The organism is Kitasatospora sp. NPDC088783 (assembly GCF_044750705.1).
Taxonomy (GTDB): domain Bacteria; phylum Actinomycetota; class Actinomycetes; order Streptomycetales; family Streptomycetaceae; genus Kitasatospora; species Kitasatospora fiedleri.
In genome coordinates this window covers 362,428-377,990 of sequence record NZ_JBIVKJ010000004.1, presented here as the reverse complement: position 1 = coordinate 377,990, position 15,563 = coordinate 362,428, and the positions used below count along the sequence as shown (strand labels likewise).

20 protein-coding genes and 1 tRNA gene are annotated in these 15,563 nt (G+C 74.0%); 14 read left to right on the top strand and 7 right to left on the bottom strand.

The genetic code is table 11. The features are described from left to right. The first annotated feature begins 201 nt into the window (after positions 1 to 201). Complete coding sequence (locus ACIP60_RS14205; protein WP_400683478.1) at positions 202 to 1,329, top strand: hypothetical protein; 1,128 nt, start codon at positions 202 to 204, stop codon at positions 1,327 to 1,329. A 172-nt stretch (positions 1,330 to 1,501) separates the two neighbouring features. Here the strand turns inward: ACIP60_RS14205 and ACIP60_RS14200 are convergent, their stop codons facing one another. Both ACIP60_RS14200 and ACIP60_RS14195 read right to left on the bottom strand, forming a co-directional pair. Then, on the bottom strand, positions 1,502 to 2,095 hold the full coding sequence (locus ACIP60_RS14200; protein ID WP_400683474.1) for a hypothetical protein: 594 nt from the start codon (positions 2,093 to 2,095) through the stop codon (positions 1,502 to 1,504). A 27-nt stretch (positions 2,096 to 2,122) separates the two neighbouring features. Continuing rightward, positions 2,123 to 2,632, bottom strand: a complete 510-nt coding sequence (locus ACIP60_RS14195; RefSeq protein ID WP_400683471.1) for a SixA phosphatase family protein — start codon at positions 2,630 to 2,632, stop codon at positions 2,123 to 2,125. Between the two features lie 111 nt (positions 2,633 to 2,743). On the opposite strand from ACIP60_RS14195, the gene ACIP60_RS14190 reads away from it, so the two are divergent. Then, positions 2,744 to 3,238 carry an FBP domain-containing protein gene (locus tag ACIP60_RS14190; RefSeq protein ID WP_400683468.1) on the top strand — a complete coding sequence of 165 codons (495 nt, stop codon included), beginning with the start codon at positions 2,744 to 2,746 and terminating at the stop codon, positions 3,236 to 3,238. Positions 3,239 to 3,244: 6 nt separating this feature from the next. Here ACIP60_RS14190 and ACIP60_RS14185 read toward each other — a convergent pair whose 3' ends face one another. Further along, positions 3,245 to 3,766, bottom strand: a complete 522-nt coding sequence (locus tag ACIP60_RS14185; protein ID WP_100837395.1) for a YbhB/YbcL family Raf kinase inhibitor-like protein — start codon at positions 3,764 to 3,766, stop codon at positions 3,245 to 3,247. Positions 3,767 to 3,913: 147 nt separating this feature from the next. Next, positions 3,914 to 4,759, bottom strand: coding sequence for an alpha/beta hydrolase (locus ACIP60_RS14180; protein WP_400683465.1), 846 nt, complete (start codon positions 4,757 to 4,759; stop codon positions 3,914 to 3,916). A 94-nt stretch (positions 4,760 to 4,853) separates the two neighbouring features. On the opposite strand from ACIP60_RS14180, the gene ACIP60_RS14175 reads away from it, so the two are divergent. From ACIP60_RS14175 to ACIP60_RS14165, 3 genes are all read left to right on the top strand, one after another. Continuing rightward, the gene (locus ACIP60_RS14175) at positions 4,854 to 6,017 is read left to right on the top strand and encodes a hypothetical protein (RefSeq protein ID WP_400683463.1); all 1,164 of its coding nucleotides are present in this window, start codon (positions 4,854 to 4,856) and stop codon (positions 6,015 to 6,017) included. Positions 6,018 to 6,150: 133 nt separating this feature from the next. Continuing rightward, positions 6,151 to 6,447, top strand: coding sequence for a type II toxin-antitoxin system VapB family antitoxin (locus ACIP60_RS14170; RefSeq protein ID WP_014136828.1), 297 nt, complete (start codon positions 6,151 to 6,153; stop codon positions 6,445 to 6,447). A gap of 225 nt (positions 6,448 to 6,672) precedes the next feature. Then, positions 6,673 to 7,371, top strand: a complete 699-nt coding sequence (locus ACIP60_RS14165; RefSeq protein ID WP_400683461.1) for a LytR C-terminal domain-containing protein — start codon at positions 6,673 to 6,675, stop codon at positions 7,369 to 7,371. A 104-nt stretch (positions 7,372 to 7,475) separates the two neighbouring features. Here the strand turns inward: ACIP60_RS14165 and upp are convergent, their stop codons facing one another. After that, positions 7,476 to 8,111: a uracil phosphoribosyltransferase gene (gene upp, locus ACIP60_RS14160; RefSeq protein ID WP_111553690.1), complete on the bottom strand. Its 636-nt coding sequence runs from the start codon at positions 8,109 to 8,111 to the stop codon at positions 7,476 to 7,478. A gap of 156 nt (positions 8,112 to 8,267) precedes the next feature. On the opposite strand from upp, the gene ACIP60_RS14155 reads away from it, so the two are divergent. The 8 genes from ACIP60_RS14155 (at position 8,268) to ACIP60_RS14120 (ending at position 13,194) form a co-directional block, all read left to right on the top strand. Next, complete coding sequence (locus ACIP60_RS14155; RefSeq protein ID WP_400683459.1) at positions 8,268 to 8,516, top strand: hypothetical protein; 249 nt, start codon at positions 8,268 to 8,270, stop codon at positions 8,514 to 8,516. 283 nt (positions 8,517 to 8,799) lie between these two features. Next, positions 8,800 to 9,360, top strand: a complete 561-nt coding sequence (locus ACIP60_RS14150) for a hypothetical protein (protein WP_100838607.1) — start codon at positions 8,800 to 8,802, stop codon at positions 9,358 to 9,360. A 29-nt stretch (positions 9,361 to 9,389) separates the two neighbouring features. Continuing rightward, complete coding sequence (gene tadA, locus ACIP60_RS14145; protein WP_400683456.1) at positions 9,390 to 9,938, top strand: tRNA adenosine(34) deaminase TadA; 549 nt, start codon at positions 9,390 to 9,392, stop codon at positions 9,936 to 9,938. Between the two features lie 52 nt (positions 9,939 to 9,990). Then, positions 9,991 to 10,080 (top strand) — tRNA-Ser (locus ACIP60_RS14140). 503 nt (positions 10,081 to 10,583) lie between these two features. Beyond that, positions 10,584 to 10,748: a hypothetical protein gene (locus tag ACIP60_RS14135; RefSeq protein ID WP_199528079.1), complete on the top strand. Its 165-nt coding sequence runs from the start codon at positions 10,584 to 10,586 to the stop codon at positions 10,746 to 10,748. Between the two features lie 76 nt (positions 10,749 to 10,824). Further along, on the top strand, positions 10,825 to 11,118 hold the full coding sequence (locus ACIP60_RS14130) for a Dabb family protein (protein ID WP_400683453.1): 294 nt from the start codon (positions 10,825 to 10,827) through the stop codon (positions 11,116 to 11,118). Positions 11,119 to 11,321: 203 nt separating this feature from the next. Then, positions 11,322 to 12,179: an RNA polymerase sigma factor SigF gene (locus ACIP60_RS14125; RefSeq protein WP_400683451.1), complete on the top strand. Its 858-nt coding sequence runs from the start codon at positions 11,322 to 11,324 to the stop codon at positions 12,177 to 12,179. 181 nt (positions 12,180 to 12,360) lie between these two features. After that, complete coding sequence (locus ACIP60_RS14120) at positions 12,361 to 13,194, top strand: RNA polymerase sigma factor SigF (protein ID WP_400684167.1); 834 nt, start codon at positions 12,361 to 12,363, stop codon at positions 13,192 to 13,194. An 81-nt stretch (positions 13,195 to 13,275) separates the two neighbouring features. On the opposite strand, the gene ACIP60_RS14115 is transcribed toward ACIP60_RS14120, so the two are convergent. Then, positions 13,276 to 14,124 (bottom strand): tyrosine-protein phosphatase, encoded by an 849-nt coding sequence (locus ACIP60_RS14115; protein WP_100837370.1) that lies wholly within the window; start codon positions 14,122 to 14,124, stop codon positions 13,276 to 13,278. 104 nt (positions 14,125 to 14,228) lie between these two features. Continuing rightward, on the bottom strand, positions 14,229 to 14,429 hold the full coding sequence (locus ACIP60_RS14110) for a hypothetical protein (RefSeq protein ID WP_400683448.1): 201 nt from the start codon (positions 14,427 to 14,429) through the stop codon (positions 14,229 to 14,231). Between the two features lie 150 nt (positions 14,430 to 14,579). Here ACIP60_RS14110 and ACIP60_RS14105 point away from each other — a divergent pair, with 150 nt between their 5' ends. Next, positions 14,580 to 15,536: an aldo/keto reductase gene (locus ACIP60_RS14105; protein WP_400683446.1), complete on the top strand. Its 957-nt coding sequence runs from the start codon at positions 14,580 to 14,582 to the stop codon at positions 15,534 to 15,536. The last annotated feature ends 27 nt before the right edge of the window (positions 15,537 to 15,563 follow it).

The following is a 15,563-nucleotide window of genomic DNA, read 5'->3' as shown; positions in this document are numbered from 1 at the left end:
GCGAGACGGCCGGGCGGCGGAACGCCCGGCGGTGCACTCGGACGTGTCCGAACGCCTGTTGCCCCGCAGTGACAATTCGCGCACCCCGCGAGGTCATTGGGCGGTGAGACTTGAGTCATCGCCCCGGACGACGGAACGGAAGAACCGGCGGGGGCCGACCCACCGATCACCACCGACCACCGTTCCTGGGGGGAACCATCCATGTCCGTGCGCGCCCGCCTCCGCCGCTCCTCCGCCGTCGCCCTGGTCTCCGCGATCACCGCCGGCTCCGCCCTGCTGCTGACCGCCTGCGACCCGTCCGACGACAGCACCGGCGCGCAGCCCGCCGGCGCCGCCCCGGCCCGCACCGCCTCGGCCGCCTCGGCCGCTCCGACCACCCAGGCCGGCACCGCGAGCGCCACCCCGACCACCCCGGGCACCGCCACCGCCTCCGCCACCCCGTCGGCCCCGGCGAGCGCCACCGCGTCCTCCCCCGCCCGGCAGCAGCCGTCCGCCACCCCGACCAAGGCCGCCGCCGTCAACCGCACCAAGGGCACCGGGCTGACCGTCAGCAACGGCACCCGCTACGTCGTGATGGACGGCCGGGTGGTCGACTTCGGCACCGTGGTCCGCGACCTGGCCTGGTCGCCCGACGGCAAGCGCGCCGCCTTCATCGACGGCAACGGCAACCTGGAGACCTCCGACCCGGACGGCGGCCACCAGGTCCTGGTCGCCAGGGCCCCGTCCGGCGTCACCTGGTCCCACCCGACCTGGCAGGTGTTCGTCCCCAGCGAGAACGACGCCGCCATGTACCTGCAGCCCAAGAACAACCTGCAGTTCACCGCCGAGGACCACGGCACCCTGCGGCTGCTCACCGTCCCCGCCAACGGCGGCGCCCCGCAGCAGCTCGGCCTGGGCAACTTCAGCGACGACGACGCCAAGCCGCTCCCGGACAGCGGCAACCTGTGGCCGAACGGCGCCGGGCGCTACGGCTCCTCGACCTACGCCAACCGCAACGACGGCCAGGTGTACCTCCGCGACGACTACCTGCGCCAGCAGGGCGGCGCCGTCACCAAGGGCTCCCAGCCCGACCTGTCCGACGAGGGCGACCTGGTGTTCGTCCGCTCCGTCGACGGCCACGACCACCTGTTCACCAAGACCGGCGGCTACGACGGCCCGGAGCGCGACCTCACCCCGCAGGCCACCGCGGACTACACCGAGCCGGTCTTCTCCCCCGACGGCAAGACCGTCGCCTTCCGCGCCCCCGACGGCATCTACACCGTCCCGGCCAAGGGCGGCGCCCCGGTCAAGATCTCCGACACCGCCGGTCTGCCCGCCTACCGCGGCTGAGCCGCCCCCGCCGCTCCCCACCGGCTCCCCGGCACCGGGGCGCCACCGAGCCGTCCCGGTTCACGAATTCAGGGTCCGCGAACCGGGACCCCGCGAGACAGCCCGGACGGCCCCGCCGCCCGGGCTGCCGCACACCGCTACCCGCTACCCGCTACCCGCTACCGGCTACCGGCTACCGGGCGAGCCTGGCCAACTCCTCATGAAGGTTCGGCAGTTGCTGGTCCGCGTCGTCGTGCGGCAGCCACTCGACCGGGTCGAGGAAGCGGAACACCACCCGGCTCGGGGTGATCGCGTACTCGTACTCGGCGAAGCCGACCACCGCGCCCGTCCCGCCCCGCGCGACCCCCCGCAGCACGTGCGCGGTGAGCTCGTCCGGGGCGTCGCCCCGGACGGCCGACACCCGGCGGCGGGCGTTCGAGCGGGCCAGGTACGGGCAGACCATCGAGGCGTACAACATGCACGCCCGGTGGCCGGGGCCCTCCGTGGTGGGCGCCGTGTTCCGGTAGGGCCGGTCGGCCGCCAGCGCCTCGCCGATCGCCGCCGCCTCGGCCCCGCCGACCACCCGCCACACCGTCCCGCGCGGCATCAGCGTGTTGCACACCGAGCACAGCCGCTCCCGGGCGCAGGCCGCGGACCGCTCGTAGTCGGTCAGCGCGAACTGCGGCGTCCCGTCCTCCCACGGGGTGATCGCGGGCACCGGGTAGCCCCGCTCGTCACGCGGGCGGGCCGCCACCGCGGGCGGCTTGGGAACGAGGTCGAAGCGCATGGCCCCATCCCTATCACGCCCCCGAGTTCACCCGCGGGGCACCGCGTACTCGACCAACTCGGCACCGCCGGGTTCGAGTTGCCCCCACTCCCCGGGCACGTCCAGCACCGCGACCCCGGCCGTGGAGAACTTCTCCCGCACCCGCTCCAGCGCCTCGCCCCCCGGCTCCGCGGCCAGCGCCAGCACCAGCTCCCGCACCTCGGGCCGGTGCCCGACCAGCATCACCGTCCGCACCACCGGGGGCAACTCCCGCAGCAGATCCACGAGTTCCCCCACCTCGGCGCGGTACGCCCGCGGTTCCAGGACGAGTTCGGGCGCGCCGCCGAGCTCCGGCTCGGCCAGCTCCCAGGTCTGCCGGGTGCGCACCGCGGTGGAGCACAGCACCCGGTCCGGCACCAACTCGTGCTCCGCCAGCCACCGTCCGGCCGCCGCCGCGTCGGCCCGGCCGCGCTCGGCCAGCGGCCGCAGCTCGTCCGGGACGTCCGGCCAGTCCGCCTTGGCGTGCCGCAGCACGATCAACCGCCGCTGTTCCGTCATCCCCCCAGTGTGACCCGATCCGCGAAGCACACTCCACCGGACGCGCGGGTCGGCCCGGTGCCGGCGGAAAACCGGGCGACACCCCGGCCCCGTGCGGCTAGCGTCGGGGGCATGCGTGCCCTGACCGAGCCCGAGATCCGGGCGTCCTTCGTCAACTGCTCCAAGGGCGAGGCCAAGCGGCTCCCCGTCCCGCGGGGCTTGGCCGAGCTGCGCTGGGACGACCTGGACTTCCTCGGCTGGCGCGACCTCGGCGCCCCCGACCGGGCCTACCTGGTCGCCGAACTCGACGGCCGGCCGGTCGGCGTCACCCTCCGCTCGCCGAACGTGAGGCGCAGCCTGACCCGCACCAACGTCTGCTCGGTCTGCATCACCGCGCACGCGGGCAGCGGCGTCTCCCTGCTCACCGCCCCCCGCGCGGGCGCCGCCGGCCGGGACGGCAACTCGGTCGGCACCTACCTCTGCGCCGACCTGGCCTGCTCGCTCTACGTCCGCGGCCTGCGCCGCCCGGCGACGGTCAGCCGCCCGGACGAGTCGCTCCCCCTGGAGGAGCAGATCGCCCGGACGACCGCCAACCTGACGGCGTTCCTCCGCCAGATCCTGGCCTGACCGGCCTCACGGCGCCGACTGGTACTCCACCGTCAGCACGCCCCGCCCGAGCGCGTGCGCGGTCAGGTGGAACCCCACCTGCGCGGCCGGCGTGTCCGGCCCGACCCCCAGCGTCGGCACGTCCAGCGCGTGCACCACGAACACGTACCGGTGCGCCGGCCCGGGCGGCGGCGCCGCCCCGTCGTACCGGTGCCCCGGGAAGTCGTTGCGGACGTGGAACGCCCCGCCGGGCAGCCCCCCGTCGTCCGCCCCCGCGCCCCGCGCCAGCCCCGTGGTCCCCGCCGGCAGGTCCACCGCCAGCCAGTGCCACCAGCCCGCCGCGGTCGGCGCGTCCGGGTCGTAGCACGTCACCGCGAACGACCGCGTCCCCTCCGGAGCCCCCTCCCAGGACAACTCCGGCGAAACGTTCCCCGCCGCGTGCACGTGCGCGTCCGGCATGACCCCACCGTCCACCAGATCCGCACTGCGCAGCTCGAACGCCGGCACCGGCGGCAGGAAGTCGTACGGAAGCGGAATGCGCCCGGTCATCGTTCACCGTCCTCATCGAAGGTGTGGAAACTCCTCCGGCAGTCTACGGAGCCCCGCCCCGCCACGGGTGACACCACCTCAGCCCGCTCCGGGCACTCCACCACGACGCCTCGACCGCCGCCGCACCGTCCCCGTCCCCTCAGCCCCTCAACTCCGCCACAACGCCTCGACCGCCGCCCCCAGCACCGTCTCCACCTTCCCCAGGTCGAAGACCAGGTCGAAGTGGTTGCGCCCCCCGACCAGCAGCTCGTGCACCGGCACCCCGTTCTCCCGGGCCGTCTCCGCGAACTCCGCCTGCTGCCGCCCGAACTCCCCCGTCTCGTGCTCCCCCAGCGCGAGCAGCACCGGCGGCAGCGCCGCCAGCGCGTCGGGCGCGGCGTACAGCGGGCTGAGCCGGCGGGCCCGGTCGAGGTCCAGGCCGAGCGGCTGGTTGACGTAGCTGAGGGTGACGGGCTCCAGGTCGTAGACGCCGCTGAGCAGGGCCGCGCCGCGGATCCGCCCGCGCAGTCTGGGGTCGAGCAGGGCGCTCGCCGCCAGGTGCGCTCCCGCGGAGCTGCCGCTGAGCACGACGCGTGCGGGGTCGGTGCCGAGTTCCGCCGCGTGCTCGACCAGCCAGAGCACCGCGGTGGTGACCTGTTCGGTGATCTGCTCGACCGTCCACTGCGGGGCGAGCCCGTAGCCGACGGCGGCGAACGCGGTGCCGTGCGGGACGAGGTCGAGCGCGGGGAAGACCGAGTCCTCCTTGCCGAGCTCCTGCCAGAAGCCGCCGTGCACGAAGACGTGCAGCGGCGCGCCGGGGCCGGCCGGGAAGAAGTCGAGCCGTTCGGGCCCGGCGGTGCCGTAGCGCAGCTCCCGGTGCCCGGCGAGTTCCTGGTAGGCCCGGCGGCTCTGCGCCGCGTACGCCGCGAGTTCGGCGTCGAAGTCCGCGGCCTTGGTGCTGGGCGAGTACTCCCGGTCGAGTTCCCGCTGGTCGAAGCCCCGGTAGACCGTCATGCCGCCGCTCTCCTCACCCAACCAGGTATAGACCAATACGGGAGCGCGCGGTTAGCGTGGTCACTCCCTGTACTTCCTTCTCCGGAGTTGCCCCGTGGAGACGTCCGTCCTCGCCTTCGTCACCGACCTGCTCGACGAAGGGGCCGACACCTTCTTCGGCAACCTTACCGACCGGGCGGGCGTCGGCGGCGTCACGCTGGCCTCGGTCTACCACGAGGCCCGCGACGTCTTCCCGCACAACCCGCGCCGGGTGCTGCGCTACCTGGAGCCCGGTGCCGCGTACTTCCGCCCGGACCCGGCCCGCTGGGCCGGCCGCCGGCTCTCCCCGCTGCCGTCCACCGCGATCGGCGCCCGCGACCCGTTCGCCGAGGCCGCCGAGGAGACCCGCCGCCGCGGCCTGAAGCTGCACGCCTGGACGGTCTTCTGCCACAACGACCGGCTCGGCTTCGCGCACCCCGACTGCGCCCCGGCCAACGCCTTCGGCGACCGCCACCTGACCGAGCTGTGCCCGGCCAACCCGGAGGTCCGCGAGTACTGCCGCACCGTGGTCGAGGAGCTGGCCCGGTACGGCGTGGACGCGATCCGGGCCGAGTCGCTGCACTTCCACGGCCTGGCGCACGGCTACCACCACGAGCGCTACTTCGAGGAGCTGGGCCCGGTCACCGAGGCGCTGCTGTCGGTCTGCTTCTGCCCGCACTGCCTGGCCGCCGCGAACGCCGCGGGCGTCCCCGCCGAACACGTCCGCGACACCGTCCGCACCGAGCTGCGGGCCCGCCTCGCCGACGAGTCGCGCGCCCTGGCGCCCGCCCCGCTGGACGAGCTGGCCGGCGGCGCCTTCGCCACCTACGTGGACGCCTCCGCCCGCACCGTCACCTCGCTCGCCGCCGAGCTGGCCGCCACCGCCGCCGCGCACGGCATGCGGCTGACCTTCATGGACGGCGGCGGCCCCGGCACCGGCTGGCTGTCCGGCATCGACCTGCCCGCCCTCGCGGGCGCCGCCCACCAGATCGAGACGCTCGGCTACGCGAGGACCCCGGAGGAGGTCCGCGAGAAGGTCGCCGCCTTCGCCCTGCACGGCGTCCGCCCGCAGGACATGGCGGTCATCCTGCGCCCGATGGCCTCCGACTGCGACGGGCCCGCCAACCTCGCCGCCAAGATCGCCGCGCTGCGCGAACTCGGGGTCCCCGAGGTCGAGTTCTACAACTACGGCCTGATGCGGCTGTCCTCGCTGAACCGCATCGGCCAGGCCCTGCGATGAGGTCCGGCCGCCGCGCCGGACGACCGGAATGCACCGTTCGCACGGATAGGGCCCGTTCCGTCCCCCGGCCCGGTCAACGCACCGTTAGCCCCGCCTGCTGCGCCCGGAGCGTCCCGAACGGTAGGCTTTCCGTGTGATCTTCAAGCGCATCGGCAACGGGCGGCCGTACCCGGATCACGGCCGGACCAGCACCCGCCAGTGGGCGGACGTCGCGCCGCGTCCGGTGCGGCTGGACCAGCTGGTGACCACCAAGGGCCAGTTGGACCTGGAGACCCTCCTCGCGGAGGACTCCACGTTCTACGGGGACTTGTTCGCCCACGTGGTGAAGTGGCGCGGCGACCTGTACCTGGAGGACGGCCTGCACCGCGCCGTCCGGGCCGCCCTCCAGCAGCGGCAGGTCCTGCACGCCCGCGTGCTGGAGATGGACTGACCGCACGCCGGCCGGGAACATCCGGAACCGTCCCGGGGCGTGGCGCAACCGGTGCCGGTACCGGTACGTCCTTTCGAGTGCCGTCATCCCCCGGATGATGATCATCTAGTACCTGCGCACCCGTTGTCGGATTAGTCTGCTGACTACAGCGGTTCCGCGGTCCGTTCCCACGGCCGCCCCGCGGTCACCGGCACCCCACCCTGGCACCTATGGGGGAGACAGACCATGAGCATGTTGACTCCCCGGGGTTTGAAGGGGAAGCAGTACCGCGTCACCGGAAACGCCTACCCCAGGCTCAGCCGGCCCCCGCGCCGCGGCCGGAAGGTCGCCGTCGCGCTGGGCGGCGTCCTCGCACTGGGCCTGGTCTCGGTCGGCGGCGTCCAGCTCTACGACGTCTTCACCGGCAAGAACGCCAAGGACGCCGCCGCCCAGGCGTGCGCCACCTCCTCCGGCAAGCCGCTGGCCGCCCCGGAGGGCTCCCCGTCGGCCGCCGCGGCGGCCGCGGCCGCCGCCGTCTCCGGCGCCCCGGCACCCGTCCCGAGCAACACCGCGGTGCCGCAGCCCGCCGCCGTCACGGTGAACGTCTACAACGCCACCGACAAGGCCGGCCTGGCCGCCCGCACCGCCGACGAGCTCCGCAAGCGCGGCTTCGTGGTCGACAAGGTGGGCAACGCGCCCGCCGCGCTCGACAAGAAGGTCCCCGGCACCGCGCAGATCGTCAGCGGCCCCGGCGGCCTCGGCGCGGCCACCCTGCTGTCCTCCCAGGTCGCCACCGCGACCGCCACCGAGGACACCCGGGCCGACGCCACCGTCGACTTCGTCATCGGCGACACCTTCAGCGCGCTCGCCGACCCGGCCCAGGCCGCCGCCGCCCTCGCCGAACTCACCAAGCCCTCCCCCACCCCGGAGCCCGGCCACTGCTGAGCCCCGGCGCTCCCGCGGCAGCACGACGAAGGTCCGGCCGGAGGCGGAACCCCCGCCCCGGCCGGACCTCCGCCGTTCCTACCGTCCTACCGCCCGTACCGTCCTCAGCCGGCCGTGCCGTACAGCCGGTCGCCCGCGTCGCCCAGCCCCGGCACGATGTACCCGTGCTCGTTGAGCCGCTCGTCGACCGCCGCGGTGACCACCGTGACCGGCCGCCCCGCCAGCTCGCGCTCCATCAGCGCGACGCCCTCGGGCGCGGCCAGCAGCACCACGGCGGTGACGTCGGTGGCGCCCCGGTCGAGCAGCATCCGGATCGCCGCGACCAGGGTGCCGCCGGTGGCGAGCATCGGGTCGAGGACGTAGATCTGCCGCCCGGAGAGGTCGTCCGGCATCCGGGTCGCGTAGGTCGACGCCTCCAGCGTCTCCTCGTTGCGCACCATCCCGAGGAAGCCGACCTCGGCGGTGGGCAGCAGCCGGGTCATGCCGTCGAGCATGCCGAGGCCGGCCCGGAGGATCGGGACGACCAGCGGGCGCGGGTAGGAGAGCCGGGTGCCCCGGGTGACGGCGACCGGGGTGGTGATCTCGACCGTGTCGGTACGGACGTCCCTGGTCGCCTCGTACGCGAGCAGGGTCACCAGCTCGTCGGTGAGCCGCCGGAAGGTCGGCGAGTCCGTGCGCTCGTCGCGCAGGGTGGACAGCTTGTGGGCGACCAGCGGGTGGTCGACGACGTGGAGACGCATGACACCAACGGTAACGGGCGCGGGTACGTGTGTACGACTCCGTACGAACCGGGACGACCGGGATGACCCGCCGGATGCGCCGCGGTCCGTCCGCGATCACGGAACTCGGGCCGCTCCTGTGGTATCGGCGGGGCCGATCTGGGAAAGTCGGAACCTATGAAGAGCAACCCGACGCGGGCATCCACCGCCGGCGCGGGCGGGTCAGGCTCGACAGACGAGTCCCGTCCGGAGTCAGAGAACGGCGCGCAGCGCGCCGCGGAGACCGACGCGGAACGGCGCAAGCGCCGGGCCGTGTTCCTCCGCGAGTTGGCCGAGGCCCGGGAGTTGCGGGCCCGGGTGCAGCCGAGACGGACCAAGGAGCGCCGGATGCGCGAGGCGCTGCGGATGCGCACCTTCCGGACCTGACCGCCGGGGGCCGCGCCCCGCACCGGAGTTGCGCCCCGCGGGGCCCCGGACGCCCCCTCCGCGAGGGGCCGGGCGGTCAGGATCCGCGCCCCGAGCGGCCGGAAGCCGACCATTCCGACACGACCTGCGAAGACGCGCTGCCGAACACTCCCCGCAGCGGCGGGCTTTCTGTCACGATGCGGTGGGACGGTCCGAACAGCGGACCTCCTTCTGGCGCGGGGGCGGCCGGACCGCACCCGCCCGAGATCGCCGACAGCCGAGACCAATCTTGGGAGTGTCCCTGGTGGCGTACTTCGCTGCAGTGCTTGCTCGCACCGGTGCCGGGTGGGATGTGAGCGAGACGGAACTCGACGACGTAGAGACCCTGGCCGACCTGACCGACCTGGCCCGCGAAGCGGCCGAGGACGACGACACCGTGCTGGTCTTCATCGAGCAGGAGGACGCGTGGTTCGCGGTCCTGCGCATCGACGGTGAGGACGACCCGCGGATCTTCGTCTCCGACGCGGCGGCCGCGGCGCGCAGTTCGTACGGCGCGGTGCTCACCGACGAGTTGATCGAACAGGACGGGGAGGCCGACTTCGACGACCTCGACGGTCTCGTCGCCGGGCTCGACGACGAGGACGCCGAGGACGGCGCGGTCGCCGAGGACGAGGACGAGGAGCCGGCCGGCGGGCGGGGCGCGAGCCCGATCGGGCCGATCGGCGACTCCGAGCTGCTGACCGAGTTCGGGATGACCGCGGCCGACCTGCTGGAGCTGGCCGGCGAGGGGGCCGCGCCCGGCGACGCGCTGGGCGAGATCGCCGAGGCGCTGGGCTGCGGCGAGGTCCTGGAGGCCGTTCGGTAGCGGCGGGCCCGGTGCCCGACACTGGGTCCATGCAGCCCGTCCCCGCCCCCCTCACCGACCCCGCCGACCCGGGCGAACGGCCGCGGATCGCCCCGCTGCCCGCCCCCGAACGCCCCGACCCGGTCCGCGACCGGTGGCAGGACCGGATGCGCCTCGCGATCGAGGAGGCCGCACTGGCCACCGCCACCGGTGACGTCCCGGTCGGGGCGTTCGTCCTCGGACCGGACGGCACCGTGCTCGGCCGCGGCCACAACGTCCGCGAGGCGGTGGGCGACCCCACCGGCCACGCCGAGGTGGTGGCGATCCGGCAGGCCGCCCGAACCGTCGGGGAGTGGCGCCTGACCGGCTGCACCCTGGTCGTCACCCTGGAGCCCTGCACCATGTGCGCGGGCGCGATCGTCCTCTCCCGCCTCGCCCGCGTCGTCTTCGGCGCCCACGACCCGAAGGCCGGCGCGGCCGGCTCCCTCTTCGACGTGGTCCGCGACAACCGCCTCAACCACCGCCCCGAGGTGGTCGGCGGCGTCCTCGCCGACGAGTGCACCGCCCAACTGCTGGCCTTCTTCGACACCCGGCGCTGAGCCCCCGACAACGGATTTCGCCCCGCCTCGCCGATCCGGTAGAGTTCCCCTCGGTAGCGTGTCCGAGCGGCCAAAGGAGCACGCCTCGAAAGCGTGTGTGGGGGCAACTCCACCGTGGGTTCGAATCCCACCGCTACCGCCACTGAGCAGGACGAACGAAGGGCCCGACCGGCTTCCGGTCGGGCCCTTCGCCGTGCCGGGACCGCTTCCGGCCCGAGGGGAGGCGGGCGGAGCGGCGAGAGGCTCCGCACTCCCGGGCGGTTGACCACCGTGCCCATCGGGAGTGCGGAGCCTGGACGGACCTCGCGGTCCGCGGTGGGGGCAGCAGCTCCGGGGGGACGAGCCGCTGCCCCTGGCGGAGGTCCCACAACCGGGTCCGCGTCGGGGGAAGCCGCGGGGCCCGGTCCCACAGCGGGGACCTCCGGATCGCCGTACCGGGGATTCCTGCCAGATCCTCGGTACATCAACCATCCTGCCGCGCCGCCCCGCTGGGGACATCCGGAGAAAGCCCCGTCCGCGCGGGACCTTCGTCCCCGCGGGTGAACACGTCCCTCACCCGTTGCGCCGTCCGGTGGATAAGCTGCCGGGTGGCAGGGCCGTGCGGGGAGAGGACGGCGGCCCGACTCAGGGAGGCAGGCCCGTTCGATGGCTCAGGCGAAGAAGGTGGCCATGTGGATCCTGGTCGTCTTCGTCATCTACACGATCATCACCTCACCGGAACGCTCGGCGGACCTGGTGAAGTCCGGGTTCGTGGGCATCTCGGACGCCGCCAGGGCGGTCGGCTCGTTCATGACCGGACTGGTGCGCTAGTACCGTTGCGGGGTCCGTCCGTCGGGGGCGCGCCCGCGACCGGGCGCGCCCCCTCCCACCCGCGAGGAGCGGCATCGTGATCCGGCACCTGGTCCTGTTCAAGCTGAACGAAGGCGTCACCAAGGAGGACCCGCGGGCCGTCGCGGGCGCCGCGGCGTTCGCCGAGCTCGGCGCGCTGATCCCCGAGCTGCGCGAGTGGGAGTGCGGCTGGAACTTCGCCGAGCGGGACATCGCCCAGGACTTCGCCGTCAACAGCCTGGTCGCGGACCGCGAGGCGCTGGCCGCCTACCTGGGCCACCCGGCCCATCAGGCCGCCGCCGCGCAGTGGCGCGAGTTCGCCACCTGGGTGATCGCCGACCTGGAGGTCTGACCCTCCCCCGCCATCCGTCGCACACGCACGACCCGGCGGCCCCCGCCCTCCGCCCGCGGACGGGGGCCGCAGCACACTCCGCCGAATGCTGGACGGTCCGTCAACACGCCTCCATCGGGTGCTTGCCCGGCCACAGAGCGACTTGTGATGCTATGACCGGTTTTGCCGGAAATTGGCGAGGTGGTTGACGAGGGAGGGGTGACGTGTCCGTACGGACGCAGCAGGGCAGTGCTCCGGAGGACCGGACCGAGGACAGGCCGGACCCCGTCGAGCTGGCCTCCCGCCGCCCCGGCACCCGCGGCGCGGTGGACGTCCGCACCCTCACCCGGATCCTGTTCGAACGGCTCGCCGAACTCCCGGCCGACGCCCCCGAGCGCGCCCGGGTCCGCTCCGCCCTGATCGAGATCAACATCCCGCTGGTCCGCTACGCCGCCACCCGCTTCCGCAGCCGCAGCGAGCCGATGGAGGACATCGTCCAGGTCGGCACCATCGGCCTGATCAACGCCATCGACCGCTTCGACCCCGAGCGCGGCGTCCAGTTCCCCACCTACGCGCTGCCCACCATCCTCGGCGAGATCAAGCGCTACTTCCGCGACAACGTCCGCACCATGCACGTCCCGCGCCGGCTCCAGGAGCTCTGGGTGCAGGTCAGCGGCGCCATGGAGGAGCTGACCGTCACCCACGGACGGGCCCCCAAGGTTCCCGAGATCGCCGCCAACCTGCGCATCCCCGAGGAGGACGTCCGGGCCTGCCTGGACGCCGGCCGCGCCTACAACGCCGCCTCCCTGGAAGCCGCCCAGGAGCACGAGGGCGGCCTCGCCCTGCTCGACCGGCTCGGCTACGAGGACTCCGCCCTCACCGACGTCGAGCACCGCGACATGGTCCGCCACCTGCTGGTGCAGCTCCCCGAGCGGGAGCGCCGGATCATCATGCTGCGGTTCTTCGCCAACCTCACCCAGTCGCAGATCTCCACCGAACTCGGCATGTCCCAGATGCACGTCTCCCGGCTGCTGTCCCGGATCCTCTCCCGGCTGCGCACCGGCAACTCCTGGGAGGAGTGAGTCGTCCCTGTTGCCGCGTGTCACCGGCGGGTGACGAGTCGCGACGAACGGGTTTGCCGGGGCCGGTGGGCCGGTATTGAGCAGTCAGACCCGTCAGCCGGGAACCACTGCGCGGTGGCGACCGTTCGACAGCCAGTCACAAGGGGGTGGGCGCGTGTTCACAGAACCGGGCAGTGCGGTCATCGAAGTCGAGGCCGAAGCCGTCGTCGTACCGATCCCGGCCCAGGCCGGTCCCGCCGAGGCCCCCGACCGGGCCCTCGACACCCGCACGCTCTCCCGCACGCTGTTCCGCCGGCTCGCCGGGCTGACGGCCGGCAGCGCGGAGCACACCTACGTCCGGGACACCCTGATCGAGCTCAACCTGCCGCTGGTCCGGTACGCGTCCGCGCGCTTCCGCAGCCGCAACGAGCCGATGGAGGACATCGTCCAGGTCGGCACCATCGGCCTGATCAAGGCCATCGACCGCTTCGACCCGGACCGCGGCGTCGAGTTCCCGACCTTCGCCATGCCCACCGTGGTCGGCGAGATCAAGCGCTTCTTCCGGGACACCAGCTGGTCCGTGCGCGTCCCGCGCCGCCTCCAGGAGCTGCGCCTGGCCCTCACCAAGGCCGGCGACGAGCTCTCCCAGCGCCTGGACCGCTCCCCCACCGTCCCCGAACTCGCCGCCTACCTCGGCGTCTCCGAGGACGACGTGGTCGAGGGCCTCGCCGTCGGCAACGCGTACACCGCCAGCTCGCTCGACTCCACCCCCGCCGAGGACGACGGCGGCGACGGCCCGCTCGCCGACCGCCTCGGCTACGAGGACCTCGCCCTCGAAGGCGTCGAGTACCGCGAGTCGCTCAAGCCGCTGCTCGCCAAGCTCCCGCCGCGCGAGCGCCGCATCATCATGCTCCGCTTCTTCGGCAACCTGACGCAGTCCCAGATCGGCGAGGAGATCGGCATCTCCCAGATGCACGTCTCCCGGCTGCTCACCAAGACGCTGGCCCACCTCCGCGAGGGCCTCACCGCCGAATAGGCACCCGGCAGTCCCTGTCCGGTCGGTCCTGTCGGATCGGCGCGCGGCGTCGCGCGCCCGACAGGACCGGCCGGACAGGGCCTAGACGGTGCAGGCGGCCCGGAGGGCGGCGAGGTGCCGTTCGGTGAGCCCCAGCCCGTCCTGCCAGAAGTGCTCGAAGCCGGACCAGCCCAGGGCCAGTTCCTCGAAGGCCGCCTCCAGGTAGACCGCCTCCGCGCGGGCCAGCGGCTGCATCAGCGGGTCGACCCGGGCGATCAGGGCCGCCGAGCGGTCGTTGGTGAGCAGGTAGTCCGCGAGGACGGTCTCGCGGTCGACGCCGAGCGCGGTGAGCAGCAGCGCCGCCGTCCAGCCGGTGCGGTCCTTGCCGGCGGTGCAGTGGAAGAGCACCGGCGCGCCGTCCGCCTCGGTGATCAGCCGCAGCACGGTGGCGAAGCGGGAGCGGGCGACGGCGTCGGTGACGAACCAGCGGTACATCGAGGTCATCATCGCGGTGCCCCGCCCGTCCCCGAGGACGGCGTGCATCGCCGTCGGGTCGCCGGTGCCCAGTGCCCGGCGCAGTTCCACGTACAGGTCGAAGTCCGCGGAGAACACCGGCAGGTGGTGCAGGGTCGGCCCGAGCCCGTCGGCCGACGGCACGCTCAGGGTGGCCGCGGCGTCCACCGGCAGCACGGCCTCGGCCAGGCCGGGGACGAGGTCGGCGCCCAGGTGGCGAACCTCGTCGAGGCTGCGCAGGTCGATGACGTGCCGCAGCCCGATCGCGCCGAGCAGCGCCCGGTCGGCCTCGCCGAGCCGGCTGAGCGCCTCGGTGCGCAGCAGCGCGCCCGGGCGCACGGTGCGGCCGTCCGCGGTGCGGTAGCCGCCGAGGTCGCGGGCGTTGACGGCGGCGGCCAGGCCGAGGCTTCTGGCGGTCTCGGTGGACGGCGCGGTCACGGGTGCCTCCTCGCGGCGGTGTGGCGGACCCGGTCAGTCTAGGCACGCCGGGCGCCGGGGCCGCCCGGGGTGTCCGGTCGACCCCGGGCGGGCGGGCGCGGGCGCTACTTGACGGCCAGCCAGATCACACCGGCGACGACCGCCAGGGCCACGATGGCCCCGACGACGATCATCGGGGTGCGGCTCGACGAGGAGCTGCTGCCGTAGGTGGTGACGGTGCCCGGGGCCTGCGGGGCCGGGGCCTCGTCGACGAACGCCCGGAACATCTGGGTCGAGCCGGCGGGGTCGTAGTCGTTGTCAGCCATGGAATGGGACTCTAGCCCTCCGGGGCCGCCCGCCGACACCCCGGTCCCCGTCCCGGGCCCGGTCTGCACGGACCTCTCACCTCGGCCGACCGGGAGGTGAACGCGCGGCCTGCCGGAATCAAGCCGGACCCGAACGGGTTGTCCTCCGTCATGACCAACAGTGAAGCCCCCCGGGTGACCCTCGGCCCCTCCGACCTCGCCGTCTCCCCGCTGTCGCTCGGCGGCAACGTGTTCGGCTGGACGGCCGACGCCGCGCAGTCCTTCGCCGTGCTCGACGCCTACGCGGCGGCGGGCGGCAACTTCATCGACACCGCGGACGTCTACTCGGCCTGGGCGCCGGGCAACTCCGGCGGCGAGTCGGAGACGGTGATCGGCGACTGGCTGCGCAGCCGGGGCAACCGCGGGCAGATCGTGGTCGCCACCAAGGTCGGCTCGCTGCCCGGCCTGGACAACCTGCGGGCCGACACGATCAAGCGCGGCGCGGAGGCTTCGCTGCGCCGGCTCGGCGTCGAGCGGATCGACCTGTTCTACACCCACAAGGACGACCTCGACACCCCGGTGGAGGAGATCGTCACGGCGCTCGACGAGCTGGTCCGCGCGGGCAAGGTGCGCGAGGTCGCCGCGTCCAACATCGGCCCGGAGCGGCTGGCCGCCTCGCTGGAGTTCGCCGGACGCGAGGGCCTGGCCAAGTACGTCGCGGTGCAGCCGCACTACAACCTGGTCTCCCGCGACACCTACGAGGGCCCGCTGGCGGACGTGGTCGCCGCCCACGGCCTGTCGTCCGTCCCGTACTACGCGCTCGCCTCCGGCTTCCTGACCGGCAAGTACCGCCCGGGCACGGTCGTCGACTCCGCCCGCGCCCAGGGCGCCGGCCGCTACCTGGACGACCCGCGCGGCCCCCGGGTGCTCGCCGCCCTGGACGAGGTGGCCGCCGCCCACGGCACGCAGGTCGCGACGGTGGCCCTGGCCTGGCTCGCCGCACAGCCGACGGTGGCCGCCCCGCTGGCCAGCGCCCGCACGCCGGAGCAGCTGCCCCCGCTGCTGGCCGCCGCCTCGCTCCAGCTGACCGGGGCCGAACTCAAGCTGCTCTCCGAGGCCTCCGCCTGACCTCCCGCCCCGGCACGCACCGGCGCC

Coding starts and splice junctions, on each gene's coding strand:
- tadA (WP_400683456.1), top strand. CDS start 9,390: ATGCAGCCCGTCCCCGCCCCCCTCACCGACCCCGCCGACCCGGGCGAA.
- ACIP60_RS14205 (WP_400683478.1), top strand. CDS start 202: ATGTCCGTGCGCGCCCGCCTCCGCCGCTCCTCCGCCGTCGCCCTGGTC.
- ACIP60_RS14155 (WP_400683459.1), top strand. CDS start 8,268: ATGAAGAGCAACCCGACGCGGGCATCCACCGCCGGCGCGGGCGGGTCA.
- ACIP60_RS14110 (WP_400683448.1), bottom strand. CDS start 14,429: ATGGCTGACAACGACTACGACCCCGCCGGCTCGACCCAGATGTTCCGG.
- ACIP60_RS14165 (WP_400683461.1), top strand. CDS start 6,673: ATGAGCATGTTGACTCCCCGGGGTTTGAAGGGGAAGCAGTACCGCGTC.
- ACIP60_RS14180 (WP_400683465.1), bottom strand. CDS start 4,759: ATGACGGTCTACCGGGGCTTCGACCAGCGGGAACTCGACCGGGAGTAC.
- ACIP60_RS14200 (WP_400683474.1), bottom strand. CDS start 2,095: ATGCGCTTCGACCTCGTTCCCAAGCCGCCCGCGGTGGCGGCCCGCCCG.
- ACIP60_RS14185 (WP_100837395.1), bottom strand. CDS start 3,766: ATGACCGGGCGCATTCCGCTTCCGTACGACTTCCTGCCGCCGGTGCCG.
- ACIP60_RS14190 (WP_400683468.1), top strand. CDS start 2,744: ATGCGTGCCCTGACCGAGCCCGAGATCCGGGCGTCCTTCGTCAACTGC.
- ACIP60_RS14195 (WP_400683471.1), bottom strand. CDS start 2,632: ATGACGGAACAGCGGCGGTTGATCGTGCTGCGGCACGCCAAGGCGGAC.
- ACIP60_RS14105 (WP_400683446.1), top strand. CDS start 14,580: ATGACCAACAGTGAAGCCCCCCGGGTGACCCTCGGCCCCTCCGACCTC.
- ACIP60_RS14135 (WP_199528079.1), top strand. CDS start 10,584: ATGGCTCAGGCGAAGAAGGTGGCCATGTGGATCCTGGTCGTCTTCGTC.
- upp (WP_111553690.1), bottom strand. CDS start 8,111: ATGCGTCTCCACGTCGTCGACCACCCGCTGGTCGCCCACAAGCTGTCC.